Here is a 15,217-nt window from a genome sequence, read left to right as displayed (position 1 = left end):
CATCCGCCCTAAGGAGGGGCGCACTCTTATGTCTCAGACTTTCAAGACACAAGCCGATGTCATGATTGCCACCGCCGGCAAAGTCGATAACACCAACGATGAAGTCCAGGGCGAGCTCACCCGCCTGCAGGGCGTCGTCGACTCCGTCCGCGGCAGCTGGGCCGGCCAGGCGCAGGTCTCCTTCGATGACCTGATGCAGCGCTACAACACCTCTGCGCAGCAGCTGCGCGAGGCCTTGGCCTCTATCTCTGACAATATCCGCAGCAACGCCCACAACTTCGACAACGTGGAAGCAGAAAACACCCAAGCCTTCTCCAGCGTGGGCGGCGGGCTCACGCTCTAAACCGCACCGCACACTTCACTACTGCACAGCCCAAAAGCTATAGATTCACAGAAGGGAATCCATCACCACATGTCCGAGATCAAGTACGAATTCGGTGCCATTTCTTCCGCTGCAGCCGATATCAACGCCACCTCTGGTCGCATCAACAGCACCCTGGCAGACCTGAAGGCGCGCCTTCAGCCCATGGTGAGCACCTGGGAAGGCGAGTCCGCCGTGGCTTATAACCAAGCACAGGCCAAGTGGGACAAGGCGTCCCAGGAACTCAACACCGTGCTCGCCACCATCTCCAAGACCGTCTCGCAGGGCAATGATGCAATGAGCGACGTCAACCGTCGCGCTGCCGCAAGCTGGGGTTAAATCCACACTCTATTTGCACGGTTCCACGCTGTCTCCGTCGGGGCTGCGGTGCCACTGACCACACCCGCGTGGCAGGAGGCGGACGCAGCCGCAGCCCTGGCCAAGAAACCAGCGTGAGTACTCCTTTTCTAGTTCTTTTCTCTTGCTATCCCTTCCACTCTTTGAAGTCGTACCTTTCTAGTCCGTACCCACGAGCCGGCACCTCCCGTTTGAGCCGCGGAAGGTGCCGGTTTCGGTGTTTTGGTCTTTGGGCAGGTGAGCAAGTAGGGTAGGAAACCTATGTGTTCGCTCGTCGGCAAGCAGCTGTCGAAGCGCTCCCTGCAGGTCTCCACCGGCCGCTGTACGGGAGTGAATGGATGCTTAGCGCTGGCCGGCAGTTCCGAGACAGACTTTCAAGGAGTCAAATTGTCTACTTTCCACCCAAAGAGCGGTGACATCACCCGCAAGTGGTACGTCATCGACGCTACTGATGTGGTGCTGGGCAAGCTCGCTTCCACCGTTGCAGACCTGCTGCGCGGCAAGCACAAGCCACAGTTCGCACCGAACGTTGACGCTGGTGACCACGTCATCATCATCAACGCTGACAAGATCCACGTTTCTTCCACCAAGCGCGGCCGCGAGATGCGCTACCGCCACTCCGGTTACCCGGGCGGCCTGAAGTCCATGACCCTGGGTCAGTCTTTGGACGCCAACCCGGTTCGCGTTATCGAAGAATCCGTTGCCGGCATGATGCCGCACAACAAGCTCTCCCGCGCTTCCATCAAGAAGCTGCACGTCTTCGCAGGCGAAGAGCACCCGTACGCCGGCCAGAAGCCGGAAACCTTCGAGTTTAAGCAGGTGGCACAGTAATGGCTGAGCAGAACATCGACAACAACGTAGCCGACGCTGCTGACATCGCTGCAGCAAGCGCCGCTACCGAAGAGTTCACCAACACCATCGGTGATTCCATCGCACCGGCCGAGACCGAAGAGGTCGAGGCAGCCGCTCCGGTACACGAGGGCCCGATCCAGACCGTCGGTCGCCGTAAGCGCGCCGTCGCACGTGTTCGCCTCGTTGCTGGCTCCGGCCAGATTGTGGTTAACGGCCGCGAGTTCGGCGAGTACTTTCCGAACAAGCTGCACCAGCAGGACATCCTGCTGCCGCTGACCCTCCTGGAGCGCGAGAACCAGTTCGACCTCAAGGTCACCGTTAACGGCGGTGGCCCAACCGGTCAGGCTGGCGCCCTGCGTCTGGCTATCGCTCGTGCATTGAACATCTACAACCCAGCTGACCGCACCGCCCTCAAGAAGGCTGGTCTGCTCACCCGAGATGCCCGTGCAGTTGAGCGTAAGAAGGCCGGTCTGCACAAGGCACGTCGCGCACCACAGTACTCCAAGCGTTAATCTCGCTTTTACTGCGCGCGCAAGCGCTACGCAAAGCCGCTGCTTCCTTTGGGAAGTGGCGGCTTTCGTCGTTTTGAGCTTCGGCAGAGGAGAAAGATACCCCTACATGGCAGCACTATAAGTGGTACTGCATAAATGCGGGGAGCAGTGTAGAAGAAATCTTGGCCAAAATGAAAAGAAGCCCAGCAAACGCCGCCTTTCGGAACTTCTTAAAGCTGTACAAAAACTACAAACCCAGCAAGAAAGAAGATGAAAGAAGGACGTCAGCAAATACACCTATCAAGTCTTCTGGTCTGAAGAGGATAATGAGTTTGTGGCGACGGTTGCCGAGTTTCCTTCACTATCGTGGCTGGATTCTGATCGTAGCTGTGTAGAGCAGGAGCTTCTGAAGTTGGTCGCGGAAGTAGTAGAAGATACGCAGGTTTCAGGGGAAGTCATCCCACAACCGTTGGGGGCTCGTTCATATTCGGGAAAATTCAACGTTCGAACCTCTCCGTCGCTGCATCGCAAGCTAGTGATGGAAGCAAGGGCGGGAGGAATTTCACTCAACGCATTGATTAACCAGAAGTTTGTCTTCGCCTAAACCGCCCCAACATGCAATCGATGGGCACAGGAGTGCATAATTGACCGCATGACTCGACTTTTTGGAACCGATGGCGTTCGCGGCCTCGCGAACAAGAAGCTGACCCCAATTCTGGCCTTGCGACTAGGCCAGGCCGCTGCGGAGGTATTTACCGCCAAGCGTGAGTCCTACGAGCGCCAGCCGCTGGCCATTATTGGCCGCGACCCGCGTGTTTCTGGCGAGATGCTGGATGCAGCGATTGCGTCCGGTCTGGCTTCCCGCGGCGTGGACGTGGTGCGCGTGGGCGTGCTGCCGACGCCGGCGATTGCCTACCTGACGGATGATTATGGCGCGGATCTCGGCGTGATGATTTCCGCTTCCCACAACCCAATGCCAGACAACGGCATCAAGTTTTTCTCCGCTGGCGGTAAGAAGCTACCGGACGAGGTAGAAGATCAGATTCAGGCCACCATGGAAAACCTCACTGAGGATGGCCCGACCGGCACCAAGCTGGGCCGCATCATCTCGGAGGCCCCGGACGGACGCGAGCGCTACCTCAACCACTTGAAGGAAGTGGTCTCCACCGACCTCAGCGGCATCAAGGTGGTCGTAGACACCGCCAATGGTGCGGCCTCCAAGGTTGCTCCGATCGCCTACGAGGCGGCTGGCGCAGAGGTTATTGCTATCCACAACAAGCCGAATGCCTTCAATATCAATGAGGACTGCGGTTCGACGCACATTGAAAAGGCACAGGCGGCCGTCGTCGAGCATGGCGCCGATCTGGGCCTGGCCCACGATGGCGACGCCGACCGTTGTCTGGCTGTGGATGCCGAGGGCAATGTTGTGGACGGTGACCAGATTATGGCACTGCTGGCCGTAGGCATGAAGGAGGATAATGACCTGCGCTATAACATTCTGGTAGCAACCGTCATGTCTAATCTGGGCCTGAAGCTAGCCATGCAGGAACAAGGCATCGAGGTGCGCCACACCGCAGTAGGCGACCGCTATGTTCTGGAAGAGCTTAACCGCGGCGATTTCTCCTTGGGCGGTGAGCAGTCCGGCCACGTGGTGTTGCCGGATGATTGCACGACTGGCGACGGCACGCTTACTGGCCTGTCCATCATGGCGCGCATGGCCAAGTCCGGGAAGTCCCTAAAGGAATTGGCATCGGTGATGACCGTGCTGCCGCAGGTGCTCATTAACGTGCCGGTTTCTGATAAGGGTGTCATCATGGATGCCCCCGAAGTACAAGAAGCCATTGCCCAGGCCGAGGAAGAACTCGGCGAAACTGGCCGCGTCCTGTTGCGCCCCTCCGGTACTGAGGAGGTTTTCCGCGTCATGGTGGAGGCTGCCGATAAGGAGCAGGCACGCAAGGTTGCCGGGAGGCTTTCCGCCATCGTTTCCTCGGTCTAGCGCGACCGCCGGGTGCGGAAGAATTTTGGCATCCTAGGGAACCATTTGGCGCAATCCCCAGTCCAATGAAGGTGAGAACTTTTACCGCATATGGATTTGGGGGAATACACCAGTGTCTGAGGTTTTTCTTCGCCCCTTGGAGGCGATGTCCGCACTACGGCAGGTCGTAGCCGATAACGACGAACAACGCGATGCCCACCAGGCCGAGGTACCGGATTTTTCGGTGGCCGCGGCTGGACGCAACTTTGGCGGCCACGGTGAGCGCATCCGTGATGTCTTGGCGCGCATCCATGAGCGCGGCGGGCAGAGGTTGGATAATTTATCCGCCACCGCCCACGCCGCCCATGAACAGGTGCGCGCCTTTGCCGATTGTGATGAGTCCTTCGGCAGCTCCTTTGCGCGCGGCGGGGAGGCGGACAGCAAGTGAGTACGCTGACAAAATCCCTGCTGGGGGACTATTCCAACGCGATTTCCCAATTCCAATTCGCATGCTTGGGAAACTACCCGGGCCCCAGCATGCCGATGAACCTACTGGGGGAGTTAGTCGGTGCAGTGGATGGCATCGCGCCCGAAAACTTGGTGAAAAACACCGTTGCGGCGGTAGGCGGTAACCGCCCGAAGGGAGGCGGGGCTGGACTAGCGGGCTATTTGCAGCAGGATGATTCCGAGGTTGCCCAAGGCGCTATGCGCGAGCACCTATGCGGTGTACAGGAAGACTTCGACATTGACCGCCAGGATGCCGCTCATCTCACCAGTTCGGCGGAGCAGTGCTCGGGCGTTATTGCCGACGTCGTCGATGTCTCCGACACCGCCCTTACCGAGCTCATCTCTGCGGTCATCCCACTGCTGAATATCTTGTCCATGGTGGCCACCAAGCACCCGCTGGCCAGGTTTATTATCCCGATTCTTTCCACCATTGGCGGGCGCGTTATCGAAGAGACGAATCACAATATCGCTAGCACCTGCCGCGACCGCGATGATGCGATTGAGTCCTGCTATAACGAGTTTGAATCGCGCTGCGAGTGCGTCTGTGAGCGCCCGTTGCCAGAAGAATGCCCGACGCCGGCTAAACCTACAAATGATGCCTGCCCCGCACCGGTAGAGCAATGCCCGGAGACTCCTACTCCCACTAAGCCGATGCCGAAGGAAGAATGCCCGCCCCCGCCCTCGCAGCCCACCGAGCCGGCCCAAGTGGAGTGCCTACCAGAGCCCACGCCCATGCCGGAGCCTGACTCAAAGCAAGAATCGAGCCAGACGACTTCCACGCCGCCACAGCCGACGCCTCCTTCGCCACCACCCGTCCTGCCAAAGGAATGCCCCGAGCCCGAGCCTGCAGCCAAGACGGAAGTGCACACGGAGACCACTGCAGAACACGGTGCGGGCTGCCACTGCAATGAGTGCACCGAGCAATCATTTACCGAGCGTCCATCACAGCCCCAGCGCGAAGTAGAGATCACCCGGCCGGCACAGGCGGAGATCATTCCGCCGCAGGAGCCGCCAGAACAGCCACAGCAAGTAGAAGAGCCGTGCCCGGAACCTGAATCTCAGCCAGAGCCGAAACCTAAACCAGACATGGATACGGAACCCGCTTCTGAATCGGGCGCAGGCGAGGAAACGCTCTGCCCGGAAAGTACCGCTGAAAGTACCGAAGATTGTGTGGAAACGACCCAAACCAGCTCAGAAGGCTGTGAAATTGAATCCTCCTGCAGTGGCAGCCTCGGCATGGTGGGGGCTGGAATCGCTTTGGTAGGCGTGGGCCTCATTGTGGAAGGCGCCGCGCAGTGCCTGGAGCACATGTCCGAGGCGGATTGCCCAGTGCAAGAGCCCGAACCGGACCCCGTCCCTGAGCCTGAGCCCTGCCCAGAACCTAAGCCCGAGCCCGAACCGGAGCCAACAGGCGATGATGGTGTAATGGCGCCGCCTCCTGAGCTGTCTCAGGTAGAGGAACCAACGCCGCCACCAGAGAAGGTGGCACACCTCCAGGCGGCCGGTCCAGCGGAGGCACCGGCACCGGCCCCAGCCCCAGCTCCTGAACCAGCACCGGCACCGCAGCCGGCTCCAGAAGAAGCGCCAGCGCCGCAGCACGAGGCGGCACCCGCGCCAGAAGAACCAACCATTAAGGCACGAAAGGCAGGTCAGTGGTAATGAATAACGACTTCGCAGAATTTGCGCAGGGCTTTCGGGAAAGGACGGCTAAACGCCTGCTGGAATTTGAAAAAACGCTGGCGAAAGCGCAAGACGAGCTAGAAAAGTCCGCGGATAAGGCCATGCAGGAGGTGCGAAGGGAGAAGGGGCAGGTGGGGCGTCGGCAAGCGGCGACGGCGCCAAGGCCTCGATATGGCGCTGCCCCGGCACGCTCAAGGAACGCGTCGGGGCAGGTGCAATCTGTGCTGCGGCGGGGCTAATACCTTAGGCGTCGCGGGTGACGCCGGCGCGCTCGGCCAAGTCTTCGCCTACGAGGCTTTGGACCTTCTTGGCGCTTGCCTCTGGATCCGTAAATGCGTCATAGGTGGAATCGCCGTTTAGGGTGGCCAGTAGGAAGCCGGTGACCAAGCCGCGGGCGATTTCGGTGGGGCCGGACTGGAAAGCGGCGGTGCCGATGGCCAGCTTGCGCAGGCGATCTTCGGTAAAGCCGGCGTGGCTGCCCTTGTCGATGGCGCGGAAGCAGACTGGGCCATTCCAGTTATGGGCCAGCTTGGCGGGGTTGCCGGCATTGAAGATGTCTTCCTGGCCGGCGCCAATGACCAAGCCCGGGGTAGTAATGCGGCGGGCTGCCTGCACCGCAGACGGCGCGGTAATGGAAGGGTAAATGGCGGCGACGGCGGCGACCTTCTGGTTATCCAAGGCGCCAAGCACGGCCGTGCCACCGCCCATGCCGTGGCCAATCATGCCGAGCTTGCCTGGGGAGACCGTAATGTTGCCAGCGCCAAGCTTTACCCCAGCGGCAATCTGCAGTGCGGATTCCATATCTGCGGCCAAGTTGCGGTGGTTGGGGAAGGGGCCGGTTTCGGAATCGGGGGCTACCACGACGATGCCCCAGCTAGCCAGGTGGCGCAGGGTAGCGTGGTAATCCTTAATCTTGTGCATCCAGTCATGGCCAAAGGCCACGGCAGGCAGGCTTTGGCCCTCCGCGGGGGTATAGACCTTGCCGGTAACCCCGGCATAGTCAAGGTCGCCAACCAAAACTCGGTTGCGACCGCGCTTCGACAACGTTGCTAGATGTTTGTTCAAATTCGCAGACACGCATTCCAGGATAGAGGAAGATCACCCGCTAGGCGGGAAAGGGTGCGGGTTTATCTGAGAAATGTCTGCGCAGTATCCCGCCGAGCCACGGGTGTGGTGGAAAGGCTTTCCTAAGCCCCTCCTAACTTGCGCGCCTGTGTGTAGGGGAGTGCAATGTGTGGGCAACTACATACTCTTTTTATTTTTGGGAAGGCGGGCTGCGGTACATGACTACCGGCGTCGTTGATGTGGAAGAACTTTCTACTCGTTATGGGATGGAGGTAAAGACCGAGGTCATTGACCGCGTGGCACATGCCTCCGACGCCTCGCACTACCTGTACACCCCCAAGGCAGTCATTGAGGCCCGCTCGGCTGAACACGTGGCCGCCATCTTCCGCGCGGGCCGGCAGCAGAATGTTCCGGTCACCCTGCGCTCCGGCGGTACCTCCCTTGCCGGCCAGGCTTCCGGCGATGGCTACCTGGTGGACGTGCGCAAGCACTTCCGCGGCATCGAGGTGCTGGATGAGGGCAAGCGCGTGCGCGTCCAGCCCGGCGCGACGGTGCGCCAGGTCAACGCCCGCCTGGGCCTGCGCAATCGCAAGCTCGGACCGGATCCGGCCAGTGAATCTGCCTGCACCATCGGTGGCGTGGTGGCCAATAACTCCTCCGGTATGGCCTGCGGTACCGAGCTCAATACGTATAACACTCTGGAATCGCTAACGTTTGTGCTGCCTACCGGCACCGTGATCAATACCGCCGATGCGGACGCGGACCAGCAGTTCCAACAGCAGGAACCAGAGCTGGTGGACACATTGACCCGCCTGCAGCGCCGCGTGCGCGATAACCAGGAGTCCGTGGACATTATCCGCCGCCATTTCCAGCTGAAAAACACGATGGGCTATGGCCTCAATTCCTTCCTAGATTTTGATAGCCCGGTCAAGCTCTTTGAGCACCTGCTCATCGGTTCGGAGGGAACCCTGGCCTTCATCGCTGAGGCGGTATTCCGCACCGTGCCCATTTCCAAGCTGACCACCACCACGGTGGCTGTCTTTGATGATCTCACCGCTGCCACCAGGTCGCTGCCTGCCCTCCTGGATACCGGGGCGGCCACCCTGGAGCTGATGGACTCTGCCTCCATTCGTGTCGGCCAAGGCTTTGACAAGGTCCCGCAGGCCATCACCGGTTTCGATGTGGACAAGCAGGCCGCACTGCTCATTGAGTACCACGCCGACGCGGAAGAAGAACTGCGAGAGAAGGAAGGCAAGGGCTCGCAGCTTCTGCGCGAGCTGCCGCTGCAATCGCCAGCCGCCTTCTCGGCCGATACCGCTTCGCGCAATACGGCTTGGAGCTTCCGCAAGGGCTTGTATGCCCAAGTCGCTGAGGCACGCCCGTCCGGTACAACCGCGCTTTTGGAAGATATCGTCGTGCCCGTGGGGGACCTGGCTGATACCTGTTCTTCCCTGCAGGAACTCTTTGCTCAGTATGGCTATGACGATGCCGTCATTTTCGGCCACGCCAAGGACGGCAATATCCACTTCCTGCTCACGGACCGCTTTGAAGGCGATGACGCCATCGGTCGGTATAACGACTTCAACGAGGGCATGGTGGACTTGGTTCTCTCGGCCGAGGGCAACCTCAAGGCCGAGCACGGCACCGGCCGCGCCATGGCGCCGTATGTACGCCGCCAGTACGGCGACGAACTCTACGCGGTCATGCAAGAACTCAAGCGGGCCTGCGATCCCACCAACACGATGAACCCAGGCGTCATCTTGGACGATGACCCAGACGCGCACATCAAAAACATCAAGCTCAACCCCACCGTGGAAGAGGAAGTGGACCGCTGCGTGGAGTGCGGCTACTGCGAGCCGGTTTGCCCGTCGCGCGATCTCACGCTGACCCCACGCCAACGCATTGTGGTGCGCCGCGCCCGCAAGCGCGCGGAAGAAGCCGGCGATAGCCAGCTCGTAGCCGAGCTGGATGAGGCCTATGAATACATGGGCATCGAGACCTGCGCGGTGGATTCCATGTGCCGCACCGCCTGCCCAGTGGGCATCGATACCGGTAAGTTCATCAAGCGCCTGCGCCGCGAGGAAGCCCAGCCGGCGCAGCAAAAGCTGTGGGGCGCTGCCGCCAAGAACTGGCAGGTCGTTAGCCAAGGCGCCGGGCTGGCGCTGACCGGCGCGCACCTGCTGCCTACCGAGCTGGTCAAGAAGGTCACCGACGTGGGCCGCAGCCTCATTGGCACCGATAACCTGCCGCAGTACCAGCCGGAGCTGGGCAAGGGTGGCAAGTCCCGTGGCCGCTTGGCCGGGCGCGTGGGTGACCGCTACGCGCAGACTACCGGCATTTACCTGCCTGCCTGCGTGAACACCATGTTTGGCCCGCAGGGCGGTGGCAAGGGCACTACCGATTCCTTCGTGGCTCTCTTGGAGCGCGCCGGGGTAGCGCTGGAGGTTCCGGAGGGCATCGACAAGCTCTGCTGTGGCACCCCATGGGCTTCTAAGGGCATGCAGGCCGGCCACGATGCAATGGAACAGCGCGTGCGCGATATCGTCATGGAGGCCACCGATGGTGCGCGCCTGCCGGTCATCGTGGATGCCAGCAGCTGCACTGCCGGTTTTAAGGACATGCTGGAGTCGGTGGGCATTACCGTCATCGACGCCATTAGCTTTACAGCCGATACCCTCCTGCCGCAGCTCGAGGTCAAGAATCCGGCGGCCTCCGTGACCGTGCACCCCACCTGCTCTGCCTTCCAGCTGGGCATGATGGAAGACGTGGAGAAGGTAGCCCGCGCTGCCGCGGCCGAGGTACACATTCCTACTGACTGGAATTGCTGTGGCTATGCCGGCGACCGCGGCATGTTGCATCCGGAGCTAACCGACGCCGCAACGCGCGCCGAAGCAGCGCAAGTCAAGGAAATCGGGGCGCAGTATCATGCCTCGACCAACCGCACCTGCGAGCTCGGACTGACCCGCGCTACCGGCGAGGATTATCACCACATTCTGGAGCTTTTGGAGCAGGCGACGCGCTAGTTTTCCCAGTGCACTAGCGGGTGGGGCACTATGCCCCGCTTGCCGACGCCCCGCCCGCCTAGAGGTTTCTTCCACGTGCTGTAAAATCAGCAACCATGTGTGGAATTGTTGGATATATTGGTCACGCTGGTGGTGACCGTGATTACTTCGCCCTCGACGTAGTTCTGGAAGGGCTGCGCCGTTTGGAATACCGCGGCTATGACTCCGCTGGCGTAGCAATGTACGCCGATGGGGATATCAGCTGGCGCAAGAAGGCCGGTAAGGTCGCTGCGCTGGATGCTGAGATTGAGGCCCGCCCATTGCCAGACTCCGTGCTGGGCATTGGCCATACCCGCTGGGCTACCCATGGCGGCCCCACCGACCTGAATGCGCACCCGCACGTGGTCGATGGCGGCAAGCTGGCCGTGGTGCACAACGGCATCATTGAGAACTTTGCCGAGCTCAAGTCCGAGCTTTTGGACAAGGGCTACAACTTCGTTTCCGAGACCGACACTGAAGTTGCCGCTACGTTGCTGGGCGATGTCTTCCACAACGAGGCCGCTGGTGACCTCACCAAGGCAATGCAGCTGACCTGCTCCCGCCTGGAGGGCGCATTCACCCTGCTGGCCATCCACGCCGAGCAGGCCGATCGCATCGTTGCTGCTCGCCGTGACTCGCCGCTGGTTATCGGCCTGGGCGAGGGCGAGAACTTCCTCGGCTCCGACGTATCCGGCTTCATCGATTACACCAAGTCCGCCGTGGAGATGGACAACGACCAGGTCGTGACCATCACCGCTGACGAGGTAGAAATCACCGATTATGCGGGCAACCCTGCACAGGGCAAGCCTTTTGAAATCAAGTGGGATGCCGCCGCTGCCGAAAAGGGTGGCTTCGATTCCTTCATGGAAAAGGAAATCCACGACCAGCCCGCCGCTGTGCGCGATACCCTGCTCGGCCGCTTCGACGAACAGGGCCAGCTGACTCTCGATGATCTGCGCATCGATGAGACCGTTTTGAAGTCCATCGACAAGATCATCGTCATCGCTTGCGGTACCGCCGCCTACGCCGGCCACGTGGCACGCTATGCCATCGAGCACTGGTGCCGCATTCCTACCGAGGTCGAGCTCGCCCACGAGTTCCGTTACCGCGATCCAATCGTGAACGAAAAGACCTTGGTTGTCGCACTGTCCCAGTCTGGCGAGACCATGGATACCCTGATGGCCGTGCGTCACGCCCGCCAGCAGGGCGCCAAGGTTATTGCCATCTGCAATACCCAGGGCTCGTCCATTCCGCGCGAATCCGATGCCGCGCTTTACACCCACGCCGGTCCGGAAATCGCCGTGGCCTCCACCAAGGCCTTCCTGGCGCAGATTACCGCCACCTACCTGCTCGGCCTCTACCTGGCCCAGCTGCGCGGCAACATGTTTGCCGATGAAATCCAGAGCGTTCTCGCTGAGCTGCGCCACATGCCGGACAAGGTCCAAAACGTCATCGACGAAGAGGACCAGGTGGCCAACCTGGCCAACTCCATGAAAGATGCGGAATCCGTGCTCTTCTTGGGCCGCCACGTCGGCTTCCCTGTAGCTCTTGAGGGTGCGCTGAAGCTCAAGGAGATCGCCTACCTGCACGCCGAGGGCTTTGCCGCCGGCGAGCTCAAGCACGGCCCGATTGCACTGATTGAGGAAGGCCAGCCGGTCTTCGTCATCGTGCCGTCTCCGCGCGGCCGCGACTCCCTGCATTCCAAGGTTGTCTCCAATATCCAGGAGATTCGCGCCCGCGGTGCCATCACCATCGTGATTGCGGAAGAAGGCGATACCGCCGTGGAGGATTACGCTAACCACGTCATCCGCATCCCGAAGGCGCCGACCCTCATGCAGCCGCTGCTGGCCACCGTGCCGCTGCAGATTTTTGCCGCCCATGTAGCAAAGTCCAAGGGTTACGACGTGGACCAGCCACGTAACCTGGCCAAGTCCGTGACCGTGGAGTAATCCACGCCGAACGGTACTAGTTAAGCCCCCTTACTTGCCGCGTTTCTTGCGTGGGAGGGGAAGGGGGCTTTTGCATTTCATTGAAGCTTTTCGGATCGCTGCTTATCAAGCTTCATCGTCATGCCTGGTTTGCGCTTCGACTCCGCGAACTTCTTTCCACGGCGCGCATCACGCGCAATCCGTGTTTGCATTGCTTGTCGTTCGCGGAGTTGCTGCTTATAAGTCGCCTTGGCGGTAGATACTGCTTTTTGAGCTACTTCCTGTTCTGCATTAATCGTGGCTAGGTAGTCGGAATAGTTGCCTTGGAAGAAGCGTAGGTTCCCATCCCTCAATTCCGCTACCTCGGAAACTACATCCAACAGGTCTTTGTCATGGCTTACCACTAGCACCGGCGCCGCGGCATTTACCAACATATCTTTCAGATGCTTCTTAGCAGTTCCGTCGAGGTTATTGGTCGGTTCATCGAGGATAATGAAATCCGGCTCGGACAAGAACACCGCCACCAAAGCGACGCGGACCGCTTCACCTCCAGAGAGGCTTTTGATAGGGCGGTCCAACGGGATATCCAATCCGGCGGCGGAAAGGGCAGCGGCAATGCGCTCACCGACGTCCCATTGCTCCCCAATTAACTCATAAAGTTCTGGTTCATACTCACCGGCTTCGACTGCGGAAATCGCCGCGAGCACTTGGGTGACACCGAAGATGTCTGCTACTACATCATTTTCATTCCAAGCAAGGTCTTGTGGCAGGTACGCTATCGATTCCGGCTTTTCCACCTTTCCAGCAGTAGGCAAGATTTTGCCAAGGATGACGTTTAACAGAGTTGTCTTTCCTGCACCATTATCCCCAATGAGCGCAGTTAAAGGGCCAGAAAAGGCACCGTTTAGGCCACTGAAGCAGGTTGCGCCATCGGGCCATACTAGGGAAAGGTCGTTCAATAAAATAGGCATGCTTAAATCCGTTCTTCCTTTAGTGTTTTACGCAAAAACACGACGGATGAGCACTGCCTACTCCTTTCACCGACAACAATTGCTCCCAATAGCATAACAGTTTCAAGCCTTGAGTTCAGAGGGTCGTTGCAACACTTTCCCTTAGGAGGGTGTTGTTGTGTCTGGGGTTGTCGGCCTGTTTCATTCGTTGTCTGAGTCGGATCGTCGTGGCTTAGTTGCCTTGGTTGGCAGTGGGCGTAGTGTCCGTTCGGCGGCTGGTGAGCTTGGTTGTCATTACGGGCATGCTTTGAATTTTTGCCATGCCTTTGGATTGCCAGTCGTGTTTAAAGCCAAACGAGTTGATCGCCGCGGCAGCCAGGCTTTCCAGCTTGTGGAGCTAGTCCGAAGCGGACTGTCAGTACACCAAGCCGCCAAAAGATGTGGGATGCATCTTACCGCGGCTTATGCCGTAGCTACGGAAGCTGGGTGCCATATCCGGTTAAGTGAGGGTGTCCGATTGTTTGTGTGCGGGGGGTGGTTTACAAGTAGTCCGCGAATCGGTCGGGGTAAGCCACGGCTAGTTGGTTGATGGCTTGTTTCCACCCGGTGGCTTTCGCTCCTTCAATATAGCCGTTGCACTCAATGTTGCGCTTTGCTTTCTTCGCTCGCTGGGCGGCACGCTTGTTCGATGTTGCAGATCATCAGCCACAGCGTTTTCTGCGCCGCGGTATCGTTCGGGAATTGGCCCCTGTTGCGGGTAGCTTTACGCAGTTCAGCATTCAGCGACTCGATTGAATTGGTGGTGTAGAGCACCCGGCGTGCCGCCGGCGGAAACTGCAGAAACGGCACGAACCGCTCCCAAGCGTCGCGCCAGACTTTGACCGACTGCGGGTATTTCCGGCCCAGTTCACTGGCGTCGAAAGCATCCAGGCTGTCACGTGCGGTGTCCTCGTTTGCAGCCGTGTAGACCTCACGCAGCGCGCGGGAGACTGCTTTGCGGTCCTGGTAGGACACCCACCGGTTCGCAGCCCGAATCAGGTGCACAATACAGGTCTGTACCATGGAATTCGGCCAGGTTGCCTCCACGGCTTCCGGCAAGCCTTTGAGCCCGTCGCAGCACACAATGAACACGTCTTGGACACCGCGGTTAGCCAGATCCGCACACACCGATGCCCAGAATGCGGCTCCTTCATTGTCGGCGATCCACAGTCCCAGGATGTGCTTGATGCCGTCCATGTCGACACCAACCGCCATGTAGCAAGCCTTGTTGACCACGCGGTGGCCGTCACGGATTTTCACGCGTAGCGCGTCGAGGAAGAGCACCGGGTAAAAATCGTCGAGCTGGCGGTTTTGCCAGATCATGACCTCGTCTAACACCGCATCGGTAATGGTGCTGATCGTATCCGGGCTCATACCCACCCCAAGGGTGGTCGCGAGGTGATGCTGGATATCGCGCACGGTCATCCCACCGGCGTAGAGCGAGATAATCATGTCCTCGAGTTCTGTGAGCCGACGTGCACCCTTGGGCACCATCCGGGGAGTAAACGTGCCGGCACGATCCCTGGGCACGGTCACCTCAACTGCGCCGTAGCCAGAATTGACGGTCTTGGTGTACGACCCGTTACGGTGATTATTCTCCTGTGCGGTTTCGACCTGGGATTTCGCTTTGCGGTCGGAATGGCCGTAGCCCAAGTGCGCATCCATCTCCGCCTTAAGGCCAGCGTTGATTGATGCTTGCAGCAGGCCTTTGACCAGCTCGCTTGCATCATCAGCGGAACTCGACAGCTCGCTAATCAAGCTGGCGATTTCAGAATTTTCCATCAGCTTCTCGCTGATCTCGTTGACCCTCGCCGGGTCATGGTTTTTCTTCGGTGACACTGTAGTCATTATCGGTGAAACTCCTTCTAGATCAGAGCCTCACACACAAACTTCCTGACGCTGATAATGGGAATACAGGATCGGAACCACGTGGAATGACCCACTTCTTGACTGGCCATGATCTCCTCATGT

Annotated in this window: 13 protein-coding genes and 1 pseudogene; 11 read left to right on the top strand and 3 right to left on the bottom strand. The window is 59.5% G+C overall.

Features of this window, described 5'->3' with window-relative positions; genetic code table 11:
• Nucleotides 1-28: 28 nt before the first annotated feature.
• From QP915_RS04335 to QP915_RS04295, 9 genes are all read left to right on the top strand, one after another.
• Complete coding sequence (locus QP915_RS04335; RefSeq protein ID WP_284768241.1) at nt 29-343, top strand: WXG100 family type VII secretion target; 315 nt, start codon at nt 29-31, stop codon at nt 341-343.
• Between the two features lie 69 nt (nt 344-412).
• Complete coding sequence (locus QP915_RS04330; RefSeq protein WP_005322746.1) at nt 413-700, top strand: WXG100 family type VII secretion target; 288 nt, start codon at nt 413-415, stop codon at nt 698-700.
• 405 nt (nt 701-1,105) lie between these two features.
• A complete protein-coding gene (rplM, locus tag QP915_RS04325; protein ID WP_034668278.1) occupies nt 1,106-1,549 on the top strand; it encodes a 50S ribosomal protein L13 in 444 nt (147 codons plus the stop codon).
• Nucleotides 1,549-2,082, top strand: a complete 534-nt coding sequence (gene rpsI, locus QP915_RS04320; RefSeq protein ID WP_284768239.1) for a 30S ribosomal protein S9 — start codon at nt 1,549-1,551, stop codon at nt 2,080-2,082. Before rplM ends, rpsI begins: the two co-directional genes overlap by 1 nt.
• Before the next feature lie 313 nt (nt 2,083-2,395).
• Nucleotides 2,396-2,665: a toxin-antitoxin system HicB family antitoxin gene (locus QP915_RS04315; RefSeq protein ID WP_284768238.1), complete on the top strand. Its 270-nt coding sequence runs from the start codon at nt 2,396-2,398 to the stop codon at nt 2,663-2,665.
• 48 nt (nt 2,666-2,713) lie between these two features.
• Nucleotides 2,714-4,057, top strand: a complete 1,344-nt coding sequence (gene glmM / locus QP915_RS04310; RefSeq protein WP_284768237.1) for a phosphoglucosamine mutase — start codon at nt 2,714-2,716, stop codon at nt 4,055-4,057.
• Nucleotides 4,058-4,169: 112 nt separating this feature from the next.
• Complete coding sequence (locus QP915_RS04305; RefSeq protein WP_284768235.1) at nt 4,170-4,484, top strand: hypothetical protein; 315 nt, start codon at nt 4,170-4,172, stop codon at nt 4,482-4,484.
• Nucleotides 4,481-6,202 carry a hypothetical protein gene (locus QP915_RS04300; RefSeq protein WP_284768234.1) on the top strand — a complete coding sequence of 574 codons (1,722 nt, stop codon included), beginning with the start codon at nt 4,481-4,483 and terminating at the stop codon, nt 6,200-6,202. The genes QP915_RS04305 and QP915_RS04300 overlap by 4 nt, the downstream gene beginning before the upstream one ends.
• Nucleotides 6,202-6,462 carry a hypothetical protein gene (locus tag QP915_RS04295; RefSeq protein WP_284768232.1) on the top strand — a complete coding sequence of 87 codons (261 nt, stop codon included), beginning with the start codon at nt 6,202-6,204 and terminating at the stop codon, nt 6,460-6,462. Before QP915_RS04300 ends, QP915_RS04295 begins: the two co-directional genes overlap by 1 nt.
• A 4-nt stretch (nt 6,463-6,466) precedes the next feature.
• Here the strand turns inward: QP915_RS04295 and QP915_RS04290 are convergent, their stop codons facing one another.
• Nucleotides 6,467-7,300, bottom strand: coding sequence for a dienelactone hydrolase family protein (locus QP915_RS04290; protein ID WP_284768230.1), 834 nt, complete (start codon nt 7,298-7,300; stop codon nt 6,467-6,469).
• A gap of 206 nt (nt 7,301-7,506) precedes the next feature.
• Between QP915_RS04290 and QP915_RS04285 the strand changes: the two genes are divergently transcribed.
• Nucleotides 7,507-10,311, top strand: a complete 2,805-nt coding sequence (locus QP915_RS04285) for an FAD-binding and (Fe-S)-binding domain-containing protein (protein ID WP_284768228.1) — start codon at nt 7,507-7,509, stop codon at nt 10,309-10,311.
• Nucleotides 10,312-10,406: 95 nt separating this feature from the next.
• Nucleotides 10,407-12,278 (top strand): glutamine--fructose-6-phosphate transaminase (isomerizing), encoded by a 1,872-nt coding sequence (gene glmS / locus QP915_RS04280; protein ID WP_284765990.1) that lies wholly within the window; start codon nt 10,407-10,409, stop codon nt 12,276-12,278.
• Nucleotides 12,279-12,355: 77 nt separating this feature from the next.
• On the opposite strand, the gene QP915_RS04275 is transcribed toward glmS, so the two are convergent.
• Both QP915_RS04275 and QP915_RS04270 read right to left on the bottom strand, forming a co-directional pair.
• Entirely contained in the window at nt 12,356-13,228 is an 873-nt protein-coding gene (locus QP915_RS04275) for an ATP-binding cassette domain-containing protein (RefSeq protein WP_284768226.1), read from the bottom strand.
• A 518-nt stretch (nt 13,229-13,746) separates the two neighbouring features.
• Nucleotides 13,747-15,094 (bottom strand): annotated as a pseudogene (locus QP915_RS04270) (IS256 family transposase).
• Between the last annotated feature and the right edge of the window lie 123 nt (nt 15,095-15,217).

This window comes from Corynebacterium sp. MSK158 (assembly GCF_030229085.1).
GTDB lineage: Bacteria > Actinomycetota > Actinomycetes > Mycobacteriales > Mycobacteriaceae > Corynebacterium.
Note: the sequence above shows the minus strand (reverse complement) of the source record. Positions and strands in the feature narration are given on the sequence as shown.

Coding starts and splice junctions, on each gene's coding strand:
- QP915_RS04335 (WP_284768241.1), top strand. CDS start 29: ATGTCTCAGACTTTCAAGACACAAGCCGATGTCATGATTGCCACCGCC.
- QP915_RS04330 (WP_005322746.1), top strand. CDS start 413: ATGTCCGAGATCAAGTACGAATTCGGTGCCATTTCTTCCGCTGCAGCC.
- rpsI (WP_284768239.1), top strand. CDS start 1,549: ATGGCTGAGCAGAACATCGACAACAACGTAGCCGACGCTGCTGACATC.
- glmM (WP_284768237.1), top strand. CDS start 2,714: ATGACTCGACTTTTTGGAACCGATGGCGTTCGCGGCCTCGCGAACAAG.
- QP915_RS04295 (WP_284768232.1), top strand. CDS start 6,202: ATGAATAACGACTTCGCAGAATTTGCGCAGGGCTTTCGGGAAAGGACG.
- QP915_RS04285 (WP_284768228.1), top strand. CDS start 7,507: ATGACTACCGGCGTCGTTGATGTGGAAGAACTTTCTACTCGTTATGGG.
- glmS (WP_284765990.1), top strand. CDS start 10,407: ATGTGTGGAATTGTTGGATATATTGGTCACGCTGGTGGTGACCGTGAT.
- QP915_RS04275 (WP_284768226.1), bottom strand. CDS start 13,228: ATGCCTATTTTATTGAACGACCTTTCCCTAGTATGGCCCGATGGCGCA.